The sequence below is a fragment of the Planococcus maritimus genome (genome assembly GCF_001592825.1).
Classification (GTDB): domain Bacteria; phylum Bacillota; class Bacilli; order Bacillales_A; family Planococcaceae; genus Planococcus; species Planococcus maritimus_C.
Genome location: NZ_LTZG01000032.1, coordinates 167,093 through 186,368, shown reverse-complemented (window position 1 = coordinate 186,368; position 19,276 = coordinate 167,093). Strand labels below are relative to the sequence as shown.

General features: G+C 48.8%; 21 protein-coding genes, 1 riboswitch and 1 other annotated feature. Of the genes, 12 read left to right on the top strand and 9 right to left on the bottom strand.

From position 1 onward, the window contains the following. Nucleotides 1-79: 79 nt before the first annotated feature. Together AY633_RS13220 and AY633_RS13215 are read left to right on the top strand one after the other, a co-directional pair. The gene (locus AY633_RS13220; protein ID WP_068488760.1) at nt 80-826 is read left to right on the top strand and encodes an endonuclease/exonuclease/phosphatase family protein; all 747 of its coding nucleotides are present in this window, start codon (nt 80-82) and stop codon (nt 824-826) included. A gap of 96 nt (nt 827-922) precedes the next feature. Further along, nucleotides 923-1,771, top strand: coding sequence for an endonuclease/exonuclease/phosphatase family protein (locus AY633_RS13215; protein WP_068488759.1), 849 nt, complete (start codon nt 923-925; stop codon nt 1,769-1,771). 61 nt (nt 1,772-1,832) lie between these two features. On the opposite strand, the gene AY633_RS13210 is transcribed toward AY633_RS13215, so the two are convergent. The 3 genes from AY633_RS13210 to AY633_RS13200 all read right to left on the bottom strand — a co-directional run bounded on the left by AY633_RS13210 (nt 1,833) and on the right by AY633_RS13200 (nt 5,298). After that, nucleotides 1,833-2,462 (bottom strand): queuosine precursor transporter, encoded by a 630-nt coding sequence (locus AY633_RS13210; protein WP_068488758.1) that lies wholly within the window; start codon nt 2,460-2,462, stop codon nt 1,833-1,835. Nucleotides 2,463-2,474: 12 nt separating this feature from the next. Further along, the gene (queF, locus tag AY633_RS13205; protein ID WP_068488757.1) at nt 2,475-2,969 is read right to left on the bottom strand and encodes a preQ(1) synthase; all 495 of its coding nucleotides are present in this window, start codon (nt 2,967-2,969) and stop codon (nt 2,475-2,477) included. A gap of 97 nt (nt 2,970-3,066) precedes the next feature. Further along, nucleotides 3,067-3,114: riboswitch (PreQ1 riboswitch) on the bottom strand. Between the two features lie 855 nt (nt 3,115-3,969). Further along, complete coding sequence (locus tag AY633_RS13200; protein WP_068488756.1) at nt 3,970-5,298, bottom strand: cytochrome P450; 1,329 nt, start codon at nt 5,296-5,298, stop codon at nt 3,970-3,972. A 196-nt stretch (nt 5,299-5,494) separates the two neighbouring features. Between AY633_RS13200 and AY633_RS13195 the strand changes: the two genes are divergently transcribed. The 4 genes from AY633_RS13195 (at nt 5,495) to AY633_RS13180 (ending at nt 7,925) form a co-directional block, all read left to right on the top strand. Further along, nucleotides 5,495-6,424, top strand: coding sequence for a phosphotransferase family protein (locus tag AY633_RS13195; RefSeq protein WP_068488755.1), 930 nt, complete (start codon nt 5,495-5,497; stop codon nt 6,422-6,424). 77 nt (nt 6,425-6,501) lie between these two features. Next, the gene (locus tag AY633_RS13190) at nt 6,502-7,053 is read left to right on the top strand and encodes a TraR/DksA C4-type zinc finger protein (RefSeq protein WP_068488754.1); all 552 of its coding nucleotides are present in this window, start codon (nt 6,502-6,504) and stop codon (nt 7,051-7,053) included. Nucleotides 7,054-7,116: 63 nt separating this feature from the next. Further along, complete coding sequence (locus AY633_RS13185; RefSeq protein ID WP_068488753.1) at nt 7,117-7,482, top strand: nuclear transport factor 2 family protein; 366 nt, start codon at nt 7,117-7,119, stop codon at nt 7,480-7,482. A gap of 41 nt (nt 7,483-7,523) precedes the next feature. Beyond that, nucleotides 7,524-7,925 (top strand): thiol-disulfide oxidoreductase DCC family protein, encoded by a 402-nt coding sequence (locus tag AY633_RS13180; RefSeq protein ID WP_068459948.1) that lies wholly within the window; start codon nt 7,524-7,526, stop codon nt 7,923-7,925. Between the two features lie 71 nt (nt 7,926-7,996). On the opposite strand, the gene AY633_RS13175 is transcribed toward AY633_RS13180, so the two are convergent. Further along, entirely contained in the window at nt 7,997-9,190 is a 1,194-nt protein-coding gene (locus AY633_RS13175; protein WP_068488752.1) for a DUF3238 domain-containing protein, read from the bottom strand. Between the two features lie 186 nt (nt 9,191-9,376). On the opposite strand from AY633_RS13175, the gene AY633_RS13170 reads away from it, so the two are divergent. Next, nucleotides 9,377-10,228 (top strand): STAS domain-containing protein, encoded by an 852-nt coding sequence (locus AY633_RS13170; protein WP_068488751.1) that lies wholly within the window; start codon nt 9,377-9,379, stop codon nt 10,226-10,228. A gap of 53 nt (nt 10,229-10,281) precedes the next feature. On the opposite strand, the gene AY633_RS13165 is transcribed toward AY633_RS13170, so the two are convergent. Continuing rightward, nucleotides 10,282-10,782 carry a metallophosphoesterase family protein gene (locus tag AY633_RS13165; protein ID WP_068459952.1) on the bottom strand — a complete coding sequence of 167 codons (501 nt, stop codon included), beginning with the start codon at nt 10,780-10,782 and terminating at the stop codon, nt 10,282-10,284. 128 nt (nt 10,783-10,910) lie between these two features. Here AY633_RS13165 and AY633_RS13160 point away from each other — a divergent pair, with 128 nt between their 5' ends. The 3 genes from AY633_RS13160 to AY633_RS13150 all read left to right on the top strand — a co-directional run bounded on the left by AY633_RS13160 (nt 10,911) and on the right by AY633_RS13150 (nt 12,902). Beyond that, nucleotides 10,911-11,186 (top strand): hypothetical protein, encoded by a 276-nt coding sequence (locus AY633_RS13160; protein ID WP_253183189.1) that lies wholly within the window; start codon nt 10,911-10,913, stop codon nt 11,184-11,186. Between the two features lie 54 nt (nt 11,187-11,240). Then, nucleotides 11,241-11,774: a dihydrofolate reductase family protein gene (locus AY633_RS13155; RefSeq protein WP_068488750.1), complete on the top strand. Its 534-nt coding sequence runs from the start codon at nt 11,241-11,243 to the stop codon at nt 11,772-11,774. Between the two features lie 504 nt (nt 11,775-12,278). Continuing rightward, entirely contained in the window at nt 12,279-12,902 is a 624-nt protein-coding gene (locus AY633_RS13150) for a cell wall hydrolase (protein ID WP_068488749.1), read from the top strand. Nucleotides 12,903-12,939: 37 nt separating this feature from the next. Here the strand turns inward: AY633_RS13150 and AY633_RS13145 are convergent, their stop codons facing one another. From AY633_RS13145 to AY633_RS13135, 3 genes are read right to left on the bottom strand one after another with little or no spacing between them, the layout of a single operon-like run. After that, nucleotides 12,940-13,749 carry a carbohydrate ABC transporter permease gene (locus AY633_RS13145; RefSeq protein ID WP_068488748.1) on the bottom strand — a complete coding sequence of 270 codons (810 nt, stop codon included), beginning with the start codon at nt 13,747-13,749 and terminating at the stop codon, nt 12,940-12,942. A 16-nt stretch (nt 13,750-13,765) separates the two neighbouring features. Further along, nucleotides 13,766-14,641: a carbohydrate ABC transporter permease gene (locus tag AY633_RS13140; protein WP_068488747.1), complete on the bottom strand. Its 876-nt coding sequence runs from the start codon at nt 14,639-14,641 to the stop codon at nt 13,766-13,768. 7 nt (nt 14,642-14,648) lie between these two features. After that, nucleotides 14,649-15,905, bottom strand: a complete 1,257-nt coding sequence (locus AY633_RS13135) for an ABC transporter substrate-binding protein (RefSeq protein WP_068488746.1) — start codon at nt 15,903-15,905, stop codon at nt 14,649-14,651. 190 nt (nt 15,906-16,095) lie between these two features. Next, nucleotides 16,096-16,296: a binding site (T-box leader), on the top strand. Between the two features lie 78 nt (nt 16,297-16,374). Here AY633_RS13135 and trpE point away from each other — a divergent pair. Next, on the top strand, nt 16,375-17,727 hold the full coding sequence (gene trpE, locus AY633_RS13130) for an anthranilate synthase component I (RefSeq protein WP_068488745.1): 1,353 nt from the start codon (nt 16,375-16,377) through the stop codon (nt 17,725-17,727). Next, entirely contained in the window at nt 17,724-18,332 is a 609-nt protein-coding gene (locus AY633_RS13125; RefSeq protein WP_068488744.1) for an anthranilate synthase component II, read from the top strand. The genes trpE and AY633_RS13125 overlap by 4 nt, the downstream gene beginning before the upstream one ends. 57 nt (nt 18,333-18,389) lie before the next feature. Here AY633_RS13125 and AY633_RS13120 read toward each other — a convergent pair whose 3' ends face one another. Continuing rightward, nucleotides 18,390-19,244: a dimethylarginine dimethylaminohydrolase family protein gene (locus AY633_RS13120; RefSeq protein WP_068488743.1), complete on the bottom strand. Its 855-nt coding sequence runs from the start codon at nt 19,242-19,244 to the stop codon at nt 18,390-18,392. Nucleotides 19,245-19,276: the final 32 nt, after the last annotated feature.

The window sequence follows — 19,276 nt, the reverse complement described above, 5'->3', positions numbered from 1 at the left end:
TTAGCGGGTCTTTTTTCGTTTCGTTTGGAAAAGCAAGGGAATAGAAGTTAAATACAATGAGGATGGTGGGGTGAGGAAGATGCTGACCGTGATGAGCTTTAATATTGCCTCAGGAAAACGAATTGACGGCGAACTGGACCTTGAATTGACAGCACAGGCCATTGAACAGGGGAGAGCGGATATTGCCGGTTTACAAGAAGTGGACCGTAACTTTTCCTCGCGCAGCAAATTTTTGGACCAGGCCAAATGGCTGTCCAACCGGCTTGGCATGGAAATGGCGTATGGGCCGAATTTGATCGACAGGGGAGCCGGGGGCGCTCGGCCGAAGCGTGAATACGGCAACGCTATCTTGAGCTGTCATCCGATTATTGCCTCTAAAAACCATGATTTAAGCGCTGTCGAAACACACCCGGAAGATTTCGAGCCGCGCGGGATGCTTGAAGCGGTCATTGAAGTGGCAGGGCGGCGATTTTCTTTTTACAATACGCATCTATCGCTGATTGACGAAGAAGTGGATCGTAATTTGACAGAAATTCTTGCGATTACAACCAGCAACCCGCTGCCTCAACTACTGGTGGGGGATTTTAATGCGTCGCCATCGACGAAGCATATTCAGCGATTCTCAAAGCATTTTCACAATGCATTTGGCGCTGGCCCTTATCCAGACACGTATAAAAAGCAGGGGGATCACGGCAAAAAAATCGATTATATTTTCCACAGTAACCATTTTGAGTCGTTAGAAGCCTGGACGATCCAAAGCGAGGCATCAGATCACGTACCAATTGTGGCAAAAATCAGAAATTTACAAAACTATAACATTTTTTAACCTGTTTTTAACTTAGAAAAGCGCCGTGCCTGCTATAATTAAGAGGACAATTGCAGCTGCCACTGATTCGTTTCAACCTGAAAAGGAGATGGTCTCATGCACGGCGACGCCAGCAGGACACCAACAGTGAAAGTAATGTCGTTCAATATTGCCCACGGAATGGGAATGGATGGCCAAGTAGATTTAGAAAGAACGGCACAAGTGATCGAAGCATCAGGCGCTACCATTGTAGCCCTCCAGGAAGTCGACCGTTATTTTTCAGCTCGCAGTTTTTACATGGACCAAGTCGAATGGCTTGCCGAAAGGCTTGGAATGTACGCGGCGTATGGCGCCAACTTGAATCAAGCGCCAGATGATCCGGAACGCCCGAATCGCCAATACGGCAATGCGACGTTAAGCATTTATCCTATCAAATATGCAGAAAACCATTTTTTGACGCAAGTCATCACCGACGACTACAATAATGAGCAGCGAGGCGTTCTTGAAACTGTGATTGAAGTCGGGAGCACGTACCTCAAAGTATTGAATACCCATCTAGCGTTGAAAGACGAAGAGCTTGAAATGAGCGTTGCAGAAATATTGGAGATTGCCGGCAAAAGCCATTTCCCGAAAATCCTTGCGGGGGATTTCAATGCGCCGCCGACACACCGCCACTTGAGCCATCTTCATCACCTCATGACGGATGTCTTCTTGAAAACCAAACGGGGCGACGCCTATACGTATCCGTCTCCTTTTGAAAATCCTGAAACAGGTGAATCGTTCAAGCCGATGACGCGCATCGATTATCTTTTTGCTGACCATGGTTTTGACGTGCGGGAGGTCGAAACAATGGAAACGGCGGTGTCGGACCATTTGCCGATCACCGCAGAACTGGTCTGGACACAGAAAAAGGTCTCAACTGCCATCCTCGTGCCTGCAGTCCTGCCAGCTAAACAAAAAATATAAATACGAAAAGCCGCCGGCCATGTTGAGGGCCGGCGGCTTTTCTGCGCGTGGATTTTATTCATTAAGCAAAGCTTTTTTGGGTGCTTGTTTTGGAGCGGCGCGCGAGTTTGACGAGCAAGTAAACAAGTGGGGTATCCGCTGCAGCGACTGCCCATTTAAATAGATACTGGGTTACAATCATCGCGGTTAGCGCCGATAGCGGCATCGTCCCATAAAAAGCGATCGTGATAAAAATGGACGTATCGGCCAATTGGCTGATCATCGTCGATGCATTATTGCGCAGCCATAATTTCGATTCACCATTGCGTGCTTTTAATTTATGGAAAATCGAGACGTCCAGGTTTTGGCTGATGAAATACGATACCAAACTTGCGAGCGTCACCCGGAAGCCGGCCGAGAAAATCGACTCGAACGCTTGCTGGTCCGCAAAAAATGGCGCAGACGGCAAGTGGATCGCCGCAAAGATGAACGCCAGGGCGGCGAGTTGCGTGATAAACCCAGCCATGACCGTTTGGCGCGCGGCTTCTTTGCCATATACTTCCGCAATCGTGTCAGTGATGGGAAACGTAAAAACGTAGACGATGACCGCGGCCGGCAGCACGGCCCATTCACTGATCGAGAATAGTTTGACCGCTAGGATATTCGACAGGATGAGCAGGCCGACAAAAGCGCCGTTTAAATAAAGTAACATGGCCGCTTCCCCTTATCGGTTGGTGATCGTTTCCGGGTTCATGTCGTGGTTCATCATCCGGTACGTCGCCATTTCTTCGTATTTTGTGCCGGGCTTGCCGTAGTTCGTATACGGATCGATCGACAAGCCGCCGCGCGGAGTGAACTTGCCCCATACTTCGATATAGCGGGGGTCGAGCAGTTCGATCAAGTCGTTCATGATGATATTGACGACGTCTTCATGGAAATCGCCGTGGTTGCGGAAGCTGAACAAATAGAGCTTCAGCGCTTTGCTTTCAACGAGTTTCTTATCGGGAATGAAGCTCAAGTAAATCGTCGCAAAATCCGGCTGGCCGGTTTGCGGGCACAGCGAAGTGAATTCCGGGCAATTGAATTTGACGAAGTAATCGCGCGGGTGGAGATTGTCGATCGCTTCTAGAATGCCTGGGTCGTATTCGAATTTGTAGCGTGTGTTCTGGTTGCCGAGCAAAGACAGATGCTCGAGTGTCTCTTCGTTTCTTCCTGCCATGGTGTTGGCCTCCTTTTAAGTGGGCCGGCTGGGGGAGAGCTATAAAAAATGCGGACAAACGAAAAGCCGAATCGCATGTGGATTCGGCTTGATTTCAAAATCCATAGTTTTTTATAGAGGGTGGAATGCTATGAACCTCTCCCGTTGCCGGGTTATTTAATTTCCTGCTTTATCGTATAAGATGGGGGCGGTTCTGTCAATTGTTGGTTTGTTAGGGAATAGCATCTTCAAGTTGCGGGTCATACATTTAACTATGTGAAGGAGTAAGTAGAAAAGCTTCCGCTTTTCGACTGCGTTTCAGGAGGACGCTTTCCGGAGGGCTCGCATTGAGCCGCTTCGTCGCTGCGCTCCTGCAGGGTCTCAATTGTCTCGCTATTCCTCCCGGAGTCGCCCCCTTCCACTCCGTCTCTAGTTTTAAAGGGGAAGAAAACTTCTTCTGTCCACTCGATAGAAAATGAAGAAATGCTTCATGTTTTGTAGCTCAAGTTATCTTTGGTCTAGAGAGGCTAGTTAGTTCTGATCCACCAACAAAGTTTTTGCTGAAGCACCAATGTGCCAGACGCTGCATCCCGGGAAGCGATTCCCCCGCTAGCCGGCAACGGACTACAAAAGCAGAACTGCCTAAACACGCTTCACTCAACGAAATCCCTTAGCCGCCGAGCGTAAAGGGGTGAGCCGAAGCGGTAAGACAAGTGTCCTTCTTGGCTTACTGCGAGAGGCCAACCCAAAGTTCGACGGCGAATATTAAAAATGAAACCCGAATCGAATAGCGAAATAGGTGGTCACGCAAACACTCACTAGCTGCTTCAAACTTGTGCCTGGAAGCGATTCCCCCGCTAGCCGGCAACTGGGTACGGAAGCCGAACTACCCCAAAGCCCGGTGGCGGCTCCCAAAATGAAGCTCAACTAATGAACTGGAATGATTCCACAAGCAAACCCTCGCTCTCTTCTTTTCCAGCAAATAAAAAAAGCTAGAGACAGAATCTCTAGCCTTTCATGATCAATGAAATGGGCAACCTGATTGCACCGTCGTGTTCTTTTGTTCGTGATAGAACACATTATCTGGGCGGTTTTTCAGTTTTTGCACGTCTTTCAGGATCAAGCGGCTTTTTGGCATCGTCGGCATGCGGGACATATCGTAGGACAAGTCCTGTTCAGGCACGTTGTATTCCAGGTTCTCTGCAAAATACTTAAAAATCGACTGCATATACATGACCGTCATCCATTCACCCGCACAGCGGTGTCCGGTATGATGGTCGCCGCCGCCTTGCGGAATGAAAGAAAACGGGCTGCCGTCCCATGTGCTGAAACGTTCTGGGATGAATTCGTCGGCATTGTCCCAGGAATCGGGATGATGGTTCGTGCCGTAAAGATCCAGGATGACGCGCATATCTTTTTTGAACTGGACGCCGTTCCAGTCGAAATCTTTTTTGGCAATCGCTGCCATGACGGGGGCGAATGGATAATAGCGCCGCACTTCTTGGGCGAAATTGTGGCTGTAATGGTTTTCGTCAGCCTGCAGTTTTTCGCGTGTGGCCGGATTTTCGTTCATTGCCATGACACCGAAGACGATAAAGTAAGCCGTCGCGATCATCGGGCGGTAAGCGTTGTTCAAATCGACAGCTGCTGTCTCGAGGTCGAGCAGTTTGCCGTTTGGCGTGCGGTGATGGGCGACGATATACGCTGCTGTGTACGCTGGCGGATTGTATTCGCCTTTACGAATTTGCTTGATGATTTTCTTCAGCCAATCTTCGTGCGCATTACGCGCTTTCATGCCTTCGAGGTAGCGGCCTTCGGTGAGGCCAAACGAATCGACCATCGTAACAAGTTCCCATGTGCGCTGCTTGACTTCGCTTTCTTTCATTGGCAGGCCAGCCCAATGAATCATCGAGCGCGTGAAGATTTCTTCGATTTCATCCAATAAGACGACTTCGTCCATGTGCTGCCATTGTTCAGCTTTGGCGTCGAGTTCTTGGATCATCATGCGCTTGGAGTCTTCTAATCGCTCAGGTGTCATCATCGACAGGAACATGCGCTTTTGCTGATGATGGTCTTCGCCGTCGCGTCCATGGACCGCACCGCGCCCGAATAGCGTTTGTTCAAGTGGAAGCGGCGCTGCACCGCTGCGTTTGAAGTAATCGTTATTGTGGAACAGTTCAGCGGCTTCCTCGCCGGCCATGCACACGACCTTTTTCCCCATCAGGCGGGTTTCAAAAATATCCGAGCCCAGCTCTTTGCGGCGGCCAGGCAGGAAATCAAATCCTTCACCGAGAAGGGATAGAGTATTGTCCAATTCTTTTGCTTTCGGGATCGGGTGCTTCACTTTCATGTAACGTCAGCTCCTTCAGTCTATTCAATGCAGGAAATTCACCTGTTAAGTTGAAAAATCATTGTAGGAAACCATACCCTTCTGGCCTCCCCGTAAACGCTTCCGGAATTTTGGGATAGCGCATATCAAAAAGCTGGAGTAGGCGTTTTTTCATGGTACACTGAAAGCACTAGATAGGCTGAAAGGAGCGGCAAGAATGACAAATGGATTCGGCGGCTTGTCCCGTCAGACACTCGACTGGGTCGAGTTGAAATGGCCAGGAGCTGCGCTAGAAGAAGCTGTCCCTTTAGAAGGCGGGACTTCTTCACTGCTTTATGAAATTCGCGCAAACAAAGACGGAGAGCGGCAAAGCCTTGTGTTGCGGCTGCATCATAAAGGTGAGTGGCTTGATCAGGAACCGGATTTGGCCAAGCATGAGGCAATGAGTCTGGAACTCGCCGAAAAAGCAGGTATTTCCGCCCCGCGCGTTCTAGCGTTTGAAGAGAGTGGAGAAGCATGCGGCATGCCGGCCGTCTTGATGACAAAAGTACCAGGTAAGGTTGTTTTGCCGCCTTCGTATGATGCGGCGTGGCTTGAAGGCCTTGCTGAGACGCTCGCAGAGATTCACCGCCATAAAGCGGAAGGGTTTCCTTATGAATACTTTGCCTACAACGATGCAAGGCGTCTCGAGCGGCCAAAGTGGTCGCGTGTAGAAGGCGATTGGATGCGCGCGTTTTATATCGTCGCTGCGGGTGGTCCGCCGGTTGAGTATGGCTTGATCCACCGCGATTATCACCCGGGAAATATTTTATGGGAAGCTGGGCGCGTTAGCGGGGTCGTTGATTGGGTGAATACGTGCTTGGGTCCGGCTGGAGTCGATGTCGGGCATTGCCGCGTCAATTTGGCGCAACTTTACGGCACACGGGTCGCCAACGAATTTTTGGCCGCTTATGAACGCCATGCCGGCCCATCATTTACTTATGATCCGTATTGGGATTTATTGTCTTTGATTGACACATTAGACGGCAGCCCGGCAGTCTATCCGGGTTGGAAAGCATTCGGCTTGTCCGGCTTGTCAGATGAATTGGTCCGTTATCGCTTGGATGAGTACTTGATGAGCTTGATGGATCGCTTCGATGATTTCTGAGCTGTGCCCCTGAGGTTTGATTTCTCCCATACAGGCAATATATATAGCACAAGCTTGTATTTAGAGGAGGAGTCAACATGACAGACGAACAGCTAACAGGATTAAAGGAGCAACTCGAAGCGCAATTAAAATCGCTCGAGGAACGAATGGAACATGCAGAGGAATTTGAAACTAGCGAACTATCCACTTACGATAATCACCCTGGCGATAATGCCACTGATTTGTATGACCAGGAACGCGGAATGGCGATGGAGCAATTCAAGGAAGAAGAGCATGCGGATGTCGTGGCTGCTTTGAAAGCCATTGAAGAAGGAACGTATGGCAAATGCGCGGTATGCGGAAAAGACATTCCGTACGAACGACTCGAAGCGATACCGACCGCGCTGACCTGCATCGATCACGCGGATCATAGCCTGGACTTGGAAAGCCGGCCATCAGAAGAGGATGTTATCGGATCGTCGACCGACCACCCTGCAAAAACGGAAGATGGCCGAATTCGTGATTACGAAAACAGCTTTGACGATGTGGAGAATTTTGGTTCGTCAGACGGCCCTCAAGATCAACCGGGTGAAGATCAGGAAGATTTTTATAAAGACGATGAGGCAGAAGAAGACGAGCAATTTAAATAATTCGGTCCCGGCGCTTGCCGGGGCTTTTTTTCTTCGTTGCGTATTTGCGAAAGGAGTGTCTGGATGGAAGACTTACATAAACAGTTTTTGGCCTTGGAAAACAGCCATTTAGCACCAGTTGCCAGAGAATCGAACCAGAATATGGCAGAAATACTGGATAATGATTTTTTTGAATTTGGCATTTCCGGCGGTATTTGCCAGCGCGCTGATTTTGATGGGAGTTATGATTTACCTGAAGACGACTACCGCGTTTCTCGCTTTGAAGTAAAACCACTTGGTCCTGAGGCGGTTTTAACAATGTATTTATTGGAGAACCGGACGACAGGCATCTGGAGCCACCGAAGTTCGGTATGGAAAAAGCGAGAAAATGGATGGAAGCTGCTTTTTCACCAAGGCACAAAGACAGATGGTTTCAAGAAATGGGAATAGGGAAAGTAAAAGGCAGGTATTAGTTCAAAGGAGGATCATCTATGGAGCATGCAATTGTTTTATTTGATGGAGATTGCAATTTCTGCGATTCCAGTGTGCAATTCATCATCAATCATGACCCGGCAGGTTATTTTCAATTCGCTTCCCTGCAAAGCGAGATCGGGCAGGAGCTTTCACAAAAGCACAAAATTCCGGAAGATGTGGATAGCTTGGTGCTCATTGAAGGCGGCGAAGCGTACGTGAAGTCACAGGGTGCACTCATGATTTCGCATCACCTGACGGGCCTTTGGAAGCTTGCTTATCACCTTCAACCATTCCCACGCATACTACGCGACGGGGCATACGACGTCATCGCAAAAAACCGCTACAAAGTATTCGGCAAGCTCGACAGCTGCATGCTGCCGCCTCCGCATATCCGCAAGCGTTTTTTGGATCAATTTTAAATAGACAAAAGGGCGGTTCCAGATTTTTCTGGAACCGCCCTTTTCGTATGGATCGATTTTCAGGATGTTTCTTACAGGAAATTCGAAAAGCGCCAATAATGAGCTGCAATCGGATCGGCCATCCAGGCGAGCCCTTCGCTTTCTGTCTGATGGAGTGTCTGCCAGCTTCCTTGGTCCCCGAGCTTTAAGTAAATTTCGTGATTCGGCGATTGGTCATGGACACCGATTAAATTGTAAACACCATTTCGGTAGAAGGTAGCGGATACTTCGTAATCGATATTGGGTGATGTCGTCAACGGATTCCCGACACTGTGATATAGCCGGAATTCGGTCTTTTGATCCGTGTCTTCAATGATCTTCGCCGAGACCCCTTCACTTGAGGCGACATCCGCTTTGCGGAATTTTTGCCGCCAGTTGTACGCGATGCTGGTACCGATGTCTTTATCAAAATCAAACGTGCTTTGTGGGGCTGTCAAGTTGACGATGCAATTGCTGAGTGAGCGGTACTGTTTCGCTTCCGGATCAAACGATCGGTTGTCCCCTTGGAAATAAGGGTTTGGCGATGTCAGATTAGGATTTTTTAGAATATTGTCAGGCAAAAAGGTCAAATATCGCAGATGCCATTTCAGTTCTGCTGCCTTGTCTGGGCCTTCTGCCAGCAATTGATTGAGCGGAGCAATCTTTTTCGATAGCCAGAATTTTTCTACGGCTGCTTGCTCTTGTGAAGAGCCCAAATTCAAAACTCCGAATACAGTGGCCACGATTGATTTGATTTTGCGCAACGGGCTTTCGGTCCGGTTAACAGGGCGTCTTGCACGTACCCAATAGGTCACTTCGCGGTCTTCCGGTACGTCCCGGTCAGTGAATTGTGTGCGGTGAGTCTTCGTTACGGGCTCCCCATCGCGGTAGATATCGTATGCGTCGATGCCGTCGATGGCCCCCCAAGCAAGTGAAACCCGCTTGTGAGATACGATGGTCGATAAGACAATCTGTTCGAGCTGATTGATGCAATCAGGGTCGCGCTTTTCGGTACCGGTTAATAATTTTAAGGCGGGGATCCAGTTGCCTTGAGGCGATTGGCGTTCGATGGTATAACGAATCACTTCGCCAGGGCTTAGTCCATCATCTTGAAATGTCGCCTGTGTCCCCATATAGACCACTTCACCGTTTTTTTTGACTCGTGATATTTCATCTGTTGGGGTCCAGTTGAAAGAAATCATGCTATCGGTTTGTTCCAATAATTCAATGTCCCATTCTTCGTTCATTAAGGATCCTCCTTTCGCTCGTGATAAGGTATACCCGATATTTGGAAATGATGAACGTGACAATCTAACTGATTTTGTTACACAATTTAAACATTTCAGATAGTAAAGAGCGTTATAATAAAAAAAGAGAGAGAAGTGAGTTGCATCCGTAGATGAATGACGAGTTGAGAAGGGGGAGATGGGGAAATGGTCAGGGGAAATCTCGAAAATGCACAGAATTTTAGTGATTTCGACGAAGCGGCTTCATATGCTCTCCAGATTCTCAGCAAGCAGGCGGGCATGAATAGCTTTTACGTGGCAAAGCAAGAAGGCGAAGCCCAACATGTCGTGAAAGTGCATAATTTGAAGCATCATTTAATTGAGGAAGGGCAAGTGTCTGTGCTGCCATGTACGTTATCGGCTTTGTGTGTTGAGCATGGGGCGCAGGCTTTAGTCATTAAACACATTGGCGAACATGCATTGACGCGTGCTTTGGGCATCGCGGATGGAGTCGAAACCGGCTGTTTTATCGGGGCGCCTATTTTTTATGAAGATGGGTCGGTTTATGGCACGATCTGTGGAATCGACGACGGCCCGTGCGAGCTGCCGGCAGATTTACCGTTTATTTTCGAGACGCTCGCCACCTTATTGACGTATGTGTTGGAACTTGAACAAGCATACGAAGAAATTGAATCGCTCGCAGCCCCGCTAGTCCCTATCGTCGGAAAAGTGGCGATCTTGCCGATCATCGGCGAAGTCAGGGCTTTGAGGGCGAAAACCATCATTGACCAAGTGATGCATGATTGTGCCGAAAAAGGCATTGAAGTGCTAATTGTCGATGTATCGGGAGTGTCGCAGATCAACTCAGAAGTTGGCGAGCATTTATTGAAGCTCGTGAAAGTATTGGAGTTGATCGGCGTCAAGACTGCCGTGACCGGTATCCAACCCTATATGGCATTGAAAGTTCCACATTTTGCCCAAGCGTTAAAAGGGACGATGATTGAAGCGAATCTCGAGACCGCACTCAAGCGCCTCGGATTCAGCTTCCAACAAAATTGAGGATGCCATGGGTCGAAAAAGCCATTTCCTGAACATCAGGAAATGGCTTTTTTTCACTCTTCTTTATCGAAAAATACGTGCTTAAGCTCCCAAGTGTCGCCGATTTCTAGCAACCCGAATGAGTATTGCGGTTCGCGGCGCTTATCGGTTGGCGATCCCGGATTGAATAAGGTCAGGCCGCCTGTTTCGCGCATAAGCGGCTGATGGGAATGGCCAAAAACGATGATGTCGACGTCTTCGCCTTCAAAGCTATCGAACGCTCGTTGTTCGGTCGTTTTCCGTATGCCATCTCCATGAACGACACCGATTTTCAAATCGCCGAATGTCAGGATTTTTTTGCGTCCGAAACGGTCAACAATTTCCCAAGGATCGACATTACCAGCTACACCGTCCGTCTCGGCGTAAGCCGATAATTCGTGGTAAACGTCGAGGATTTGCCAGTCGCCGGCATGAATAATGAAGTCAGCGCCGTCACAGGCGTCGACAAGCGGTTGCGGGAGCTTTTTGCCGCGGTTGGGGATATGCGTATCAGATACAATGACTATCTTTTTCATCAAATCGCCTCCAAGGTCAGTTTGTTCCACTTTACCAAACTCTCGCCTGTGCGTCTAAAAGCTGTAGCGGTTAAGATGATTGTAAAAGGGGAAGGTAAGGTAGTAAAGAACAATTTGGAGGGATTAGTATGAGCATCAACATGAAAAAGTTCATCGCATCGGGCGCGGCACTGGGCGCAGGAGTGATTTTGCTAAAAGCGTACAAAGACAAGAAACGCAGCATTTGGGTATATGAGGATAGCGATATGCATAATAGTTATGAAATTGACCATGAGGAAAGCGTGAATGCGCCATATGATTCTGCAGAAGAAGGGTTGACCCAATTGGATTCCGCCTATCGTTCGGAATGGCAAGCGAATGCGTTTCCGCAGACAAAAAAACAATTGGAAGAACTGGAATCGTAAGTTTTTCCTGAATTTAGAAACAAGCGGGCTGGCCCGCTCAAGGAGGCAGTTTGGATGGCTGAAAGGAAAGTCGTGTGCTATATTGCACAAAGCTTGGACGGCTATATCGCCGACACAGAAGAGACCTTGGACTGGTTATTGGATGTGGAAATGGACGGAGACGCTGGCTATGGGGAATTCATCAACACGGTCGATACAATTTTGCTCGGCAGACGCACCTATGATTGGGTAGTTGATCGTGTGAGTGAGGAATTTCCCTATGCCGATCAGCATTCTTATGTGTTTACTTCCCATCCGAAAGAGAACGAAAGCAACATTACATTCACTTCGGAAGATCCGGCAGACGTCGTGAAAACACTCCAGCAGCAAGAAGGAGGCACGATTTGGCCTGTCGGGGGCAGCTTGTTAATCGAGAGCCTGCTAAACGAAGACCTAGTTGACGAATTTATTATTTCAATCGCTCCTGTGACGCTTGGAAAAGGCATCCCTTTATTTCAAGAAGCCCAGCGCCGTCTCGATTTCACTTTGGAGAAAGTTGAAAAAGACGGTCAAATCGCGCAATTGTCTTACAAAAGGAAAAGAAATTGAATCCAAAAGGTAGCGAAAAGACGGGCGATTTGCCCGTCTTTTTTTTAGGTTGTCGAGAAAGTGATAAAGTAGTATTTTCCGAAGCTTATCGCTCGCTTTCCATGGGCTCGCGCCCAAGCCTCCTCAGTCGCTCTGCTCCTTGCGGGGTCTCGGTCGTCTCGCTGATCCACTGGAGTCGAGCGAACGCTTCTCCAAATACTTAGAGAGGTCATTGATTGTGGAAAATAGAAAAGACTCTCTTTTTCATAGTTGAGAGCGAACCATAGACTTCTTCAACACTCTGGCAAAAAGACGGACGACTTGCCCGTCTTTTTCTTGTTTTGCGTACATCTGAGGGATCTTCTGGGCCTAAAGGATCCAATGGGAATAGAAAGGCCTATCGAGTTGATGGAAATATTTGAAAACAAAGTAACTCCGTCATGTTGTGTTTAAGATTTGCCAAAGATATACTTTAAAAAGGAATCAATTGTCGATTCTTGTCAGTAAAACAAAAGGAGAGAACGCATGAAAACAATTAAAGTGCTCTTATTCAGTTTAGCTACGATTTTCTTTCTCACATTTTCCCACTCGGCGGCTTCCGCTCATGCGCCCGATCTACACGTAGGTGTCTCCGGCAGCGAAGTATCAGAGCTTCAAGTGAAGCTTCAAAAACTTGGCTATTTCCACGTAGCCCCGACCGGTTACTATGGTTCTATTACTAAAAACGCAGTCATTCAGTTCCAACGCGATTTCGGTGTTAGCGCGACTGGTTTTACTGGACCCATGACACGGGAAAAGATGAAGCAAGTCGACATGATGGCGCGGACCGTTCACGGCGAAGCCCGCGGTGAACTATTCGAAGGGAAAGTCGCGGTAGCGGCCGTCATCATGAATCGTGTGCAATCGAGCGCGTTTCCAAACAGTACATATGGAGTTATTTTTCAGCGTAATGCCTTTACGGCAGTGAACGATGGACAATATTGGTTGACGCCAAACGCTTCTGCTTATCTCGCTGTCCGGGAAGCGGCGAAAGGCTGGGATCCATCAGCCGGTGCAACTTATTATTATAACCCGGTAACCGCCACTAATCAGTGGATTTTCACACGCCCGACAATCAAAAAAATCGGCAAGCATGTATTTGCCAGATAATAAGAAAAGCCTCCGGAAAGATTCCGGAGGCTTTTTATTATCCTTTGACTGCACCAGCCGTGATGCCTGCGACAAAATAACGTTGCAGGAAAACGTAGGCGATGACCATTGGCGCTGAGGCGATGATAACGCCTGTGAACAGCATTGGATAATTGGTGGAATATTGCCCTTGAAACTCAAGAAGCGCGAGTGGCAAGGTTTTGTAAGCATTGTCCGTGATGAACAGCAGTGGATACAATAAATCGTTCCAGTGCATGACGAATAAAAAAATCGCTGTAGCTGATAGAGATGGTAAAGATAATGGAATGGCCACTTTCGTGAACATCTTCCAATTGCCAGCGCCATCAATCGTGGACGCTTCAAACAATTCCTTCGGCAAAGTTTTCATGAAACCGGTCAAGATGAAGACCGCAATCGGCAAAGTCGAGGAGATGTTGACGAGAATAAGCCCGAGCAGGCTATTTGTCAGCCCCAAATCCAGCATGAGCGAATACAGCGGCACCATAATGACTTGTGCTGGCACCATCATGCCAAGCGTAAACACGCCGAACAAGACATTGCCAACCCAATTGTTCATGCGTGTAATGCCGAATGCGACCATGGCGGCGAGCAATAAGGTCAGCGAAACCGAAAACAAAGTGACGATGGTGCTATTGAGGAAATAGCCTGCCATGGTTTGTTCCTGAAAGATCGCAACGTAATTATCAAATTTAAAGCCGCCGTCCGGTAAGCCGAGCGGGTCGCGGAACGTTTCCTGAAGTGTTTTTACGGACGTCAACAAGACGACCACTAACGGAATCAGGATCAGCAGCGCATAAATGAGCAGTGAAAATTTCCTGAACAGCAAAGTTGCCGCCCCCTTTTTAATAAGATACGCGGTCTGAACGCAAGGCCTTGAATTGCAGATAGGTAATCAAGGCGATAATGACCATGAAAATGACGGAAATTGACGAAGCGTAACCGAATTGATAGCTCTTGAACGCGACATCGTAAATATAAGTCGCGATGATTTCAGTAGAGTTGTTCGGCCCGCCGCCGGTCATCGCAAACACCAAGTCGAATGCTTTAAATGATTGGATGGTCGTATAGGCGACGACGATGGTCGCAGAGGGTGCAAGCAACGGCCACGTAACGCTTCTAAACGCCTGCCATTTGCTGGCGCCTTCAATTTTTGCCACTTCGTATAATTCTTCGGGTATGGCTTGAAGCCCCGCAACGAAGATAATCAGCATTTGGCCTGCGTGGAACCAGATTTGCGTAATGGCGAGCGAGTAAATCGCGATATTGGCATTGCCGAGCCAGTTCTGTGCCAGGAAATCAAGACCAACGAGTTGGAGCACTTGATTCAAGATGCCCATCGACGGATCGTAGATGAACGCCCAGATAAACGCCACCGATACCGAAGACAAAATGGTTGGGAAAAAATAAAGCGCACGGAGAAACACATTCGTTTTCGTGTTCTTGATGACGATCAGCGCAAATGCAAGCGCCACGAGTGTCTGGAATACAACGACTGTCAGCATGAACTTCAAGTTATTGCCGATCGTTTTTTGGAAAATCGAATCGCCCGTAAACGCGCGGGTGTAGTTATCGATGCCGACAAATTGAAAGGCCGTGCTGAGGCCATCCCAGTCAGTAAATGAATAAAACAGGGCACTGAAGGTTGGATACAAAAAGAACAAGCTGTAAAGGACAAGCCCCGGAAGAAAGAACCAGTAAATGGATTTGGAGATTTTCATAAACTGGTTATTCCCTGTTTTCTTCTACGATTTGTTGGGCTGCTTCAGCCGCTGCCATTGGATCTTCGCCACCGAGAACGTTTTCAATGGAACTGAGGACCGCATCTTCAATTTGGGCGTTGGTGATCAAAAAGCGCGGCTGGAAGCGCGTATTGCGTTCGTCGATCCAATACGATGTGTTCTGCAGGGCTTCAGATTCGTATTCGACATCGTTGACAGTCAAGTGCTGCCCGGTTTCATTAGCGTATTTAGAAGCCACTTCCGGCTGGCTCAAATAGTCAATGAATGCTTTTGCTTGGTCTTTTTTCTCGGAATTGCTGTTGACGGCCAACATGAACGTAGCCGTATTGATGCCTTCGTAAGTGGCTTCGCTTTCTTCCACTGTAATCGGCGCAAGCAAATCGAGTTCAAGATCCGGGTTTAGGCTGAGCAAGGAATTCATATGGTAAGAACCGGTCGCAAGCATGGCGGCTTCTTCATTCGCGACCATCGCCATGGCGGAGTCCTGATTGGTGCCGAGCGCATCGTCTTGGATATAGCCTTTGTCCGCCAAAAGCTTAAAGTCTTCGAGTGTTTTGACCCACCATTCATTGGTCAGGGATTCCTCGCCGTTTTGGAGTTTCGCAAAAACCTCTTCATCCGGTGCATTGTTCATCATCATGCTGTTCATGAATTGGTTTGGCCCGATGTCAGCGCCGGGGAAGGCGATCGGCGTGATGTCATTTTCAAGCAAAGTATCGGCCATTTCCTGGAACTCAGTCCAGCTCTTCGGCACTTCAAGCCCCAGTTCATCGAACATGCCTTTGTTATAGACGGGCATATTGAAGACCAATTGATACGGAAGCGCGAACTGCGTACCGTCTTTTTGGCCGACAGAGATCAGGCTTTCGTCAAAATTTGAGACGAATTCTTCTCCGCTCAAGTCTTCAAAAAAGCCGGCGCTTTCGATGGATTCAAATTGCGCACCCGGGAATGACGTGAAGACATCTCCCGTCGATCCTTCCTGCAGCATGCGTTGTGCTGTCGCTTGGTACTGGTCGGATGGATAGATGTTCTGTTCTACGCGAATATCAGGATTCGCTTCTTCAAAATCCGCAATGATGTCATCGAGCACGGCTTTGTCTTCACCGCGCCAGTGCATAAAGCTGATTTGCGTCGCATCGCCGCTGTCAGAAGAAGAGTCGCTGCCGCTTTCGCCTGCACATGCGCCAAGTACGAAGCCGAGCCCTATTGTTCCTGTTGCCAGCCAAAGTTTGTTTTTCATGTTCTGATACCCCCTTCGATTTTAGAAACATCCTACTACTATTATTTATAACCCAAATCTCCAAATAAATACAGAATTATCTAAATTGAGCGTTTGCTTTCAGTTGACAGATGGGCTTGAATTCCATAAGATGGTCACAAGCTTTTAATTGCGCGGGACCATACAAGACTGCGGCAACAAAGCGCCACATAAAAAATCGTTGAATAAGAAAAGTAGTGCATGGATCGCTTCTGAAGAGAGCCGGTGGTAGCTGAGAACCGGTGTGGCACGTGCATGAATGGACTTATGAGTGGCCTGTCATAACCAGGCTCGTTCGCCCCGCGTTACTGGGGTCTAAGTGGAAGCTGAGAGCTTCAAGATGAGGTGGCACCGCGGTCGATCCGTCCTCTGTACGAAATGGTCTTATTTCGTGCAGGGGGCTTTTTGTATTGAATCGGCGGTGCCTAGAAAGAAGAGGAGTTGAGCCGAGATGAGAAAAGATGTACAGATCAAGAAAGTAGAAGGCGATAGCTTGACGCCAATCATGGTGTTCAATCGTTTAGAAGGCCCTTATAAATGCTTATTGGAAAGCTCGTTGAAAACAAGCGCAAGCGGCCGTTATTCATTTATTGCGGCAGATCCGTCGAAAGCATTTATCGGGCTGCAAGATCAATTGGAAGTGATCGATTATCGGAGTGGTGAGCGTTCGGTGGAACAAGGTCGCCCGCTCGAACGCATTAAAGAGTTGATGCCCAAAGACGACCGGGATATTGAAGGCTTGCCGTTTACTGGCGGTGCGATTGGCTATATCGGCTACGATGCGATTGCCGCTTATGAGCCGGTCGAGAGTGCCCGGAAAGACAGCTTGAACATGCCGGATATCCACTTGCAGCTGTACGAAACGATTGTCGTGTTTGATCACGTGCGCCATGAGGTCACGGTGATTTCATTTGAAGGCCGTGCAGACGCTGTTGTGGATCAGCTAGAGCGGGCAGTAAACATAGAGCCGGTTGATCAGCCGCAAACTTTGGATTTTCATTCCGGCACGACAGCTGAACGGTTCCGTGAGCAAGTAGAGCTGGCCAAACAGGAAATCCGCAAAGGCGAAGTGTTCCAACTGGTGTTGTCGCAGCGCTTGTCTGCCGATTACCGGGGGGATGCGTTCATTTTATATCGCAAACTCCGTAAACAAAACCCATCGCCTTATCAATTTTTCATCGATTTCGGAGACTATGCTGTTGTCGGAGCCTCGCCGGAGAGCCTATTGACGATCCGTGGCGGGGAAATGGTGACCAACCCGATCGCCGGCACGAGAAAGCGTGGCAAGACCGAAGCGGAAGATTTGGCGCTTGAGAATGAGTTGCTTGGAGATGAAAAAGAGCGGGCAGAGCACCAGATGCTCGTTGACCTGAGCCGCAACGATGTTGGCCGTGTCGCAAAAGTCGGCACGGTCGCGATTCCCAAATACATGGTTATTGAGAAATACCAGCACGTTATGCACATCGTTTCAGAAGTGACAGGTGAGCTAGAAGGGGCGATGCATCCGCTTGATGCGCTCGTTTCTTGCCTGCCAGCAGGGACAGTGTCCGGCGCCCCTAAAGTGCGTGCCTTGCAGCTGATCCAGCAGTTTGAAGAAGAGCGCCGCGGTGTTTACGGAGGCGCCGTCGGTTACCTTGGCTTTAATGGCAATTTGGACGTGGCGCTCGCTATCCGGACGTTCGTTGTCAAAGATGACACAGTCCACGTCCAAGCGGGAGCGGGCATCGTCTTTGATTCGGTACCGCAGGCAGAATATGAGGAAACGCTCCATAAAGCACGTTCGTTGACGGAGGTGTTCGGATGATTCTCTTAATCGATCACTACGATTCCTTCACTTACAATATCTATCAAGCGGTGGCGGCTCTCGGCGAAGAGGTGGAAGTTGTGCGTTATGGCCAATTGAGCTTGGATGACATCCGCAGTAAACAGCCTGAAGCAATTATTTTGTCTCCTGGCCCAGGTCATCCGAGAGACGTGCCTGAATCGCTCGAGTTGATCCGTGAGCTTTACCACGATGTGCCAATCCTTGGAATTTGCCTGGGTCAGCAATTGCTCGGGGAAGCATTTGGCGGCCGCGTGACAGAAGCGCCTGCTATTCGCCACGGCAAAGTCTCGGACGTTTCACATAGCGCAACGGACTTGTTCACTGGCATGGATGAACGGGTGCTTGTCATGCGCTATCATTCGCTGGCGATCGAAAAGGCATCCTTGCCTGAATGTTTTACCATACAGGCGGAAGCGTTGGATGATGGCACGATGATGGCGATTAAACATAAAGACTATCCGGTCTACGGCCTGCAGTTCCACCCGGAATCCATCGGCACGCCAGAAGGCACCAATATGATGGCGAGGTTCGTCGAATTGGCACGTGCGAGCCGCTTGCATACGCAGCAAGCCGACCATGAGTGAGACGATCAATACCATAAAAAAAGAAGCTGCCCGCTGATGCGGACAGCTTCTTTTCATTTATCCCCGAGCTATGGGCATCGTGCAGCAGCGGAAAGCGCCGCCGGATTTGATGATTTCCGAAAAGTCGGTTTCAATGACACGGAAACCACGATCGCGCAGCTGTTGATTGACCTTGGTGTTTTGCGGCTGGCTAACGATGCGGCGGTCTCCGATTGACAACACATTTGTGCCGAGCTTGAATTGCTCGTCAGATTCGACAGAGATCAGCGTATAGCGCTCACTCAGCATGTCGATGGATGCTTGTTCCAAGGCTTCCGGGAAAATGAGCGCTTCGGTCGGCGACAAAATATTGAAGACACAATCCAAGTGCAAATATTTCTCGTTGAGCTGGAGAGGGACGACACGGAAGCCGGGCATCTGCCGCTGGAATTCCTCGATCGCTTTTTCAGAGGTCCGGCTGCTAATGCCGATATACACCGTATCGCGGTCGACAAGCACATCACCGCCTTCGATGCGGTGTCCGGGCATATGCTTAAAGCGAATGCCTTGTTCCTCAAGCCATTGTTGCAGCACCTGTTCTTCACCTTGTCGGACATCGGCTGCCATTTCACTGATGAAGACCGTGTCGCCAATCGTAAAGCCAATGTCCCGGGTGAACACTTGCTCCGGGTATTCTTCGGAAGCCTCTAGAAAAGTCGTCTCAACACCTTCTTCAGCCAGCGCCTCCACAAAATTATCGTGTTGGCGAAGGGCTTTCGTAACGTCAATGTTTTCATCTTTATATTGCTTTTGCACATCATTAATAACATCTCTAATTTCCATGAAACGCGGCGGGCATAGGAGCACGTGGCGCAATGTATCGTATTCGCTGCGGCAATCGGCCGCTGGGACTGGCTTGGCGTGTGTAGACATAATAAGTTCCTCCAAAGAACGTGATTTTACAC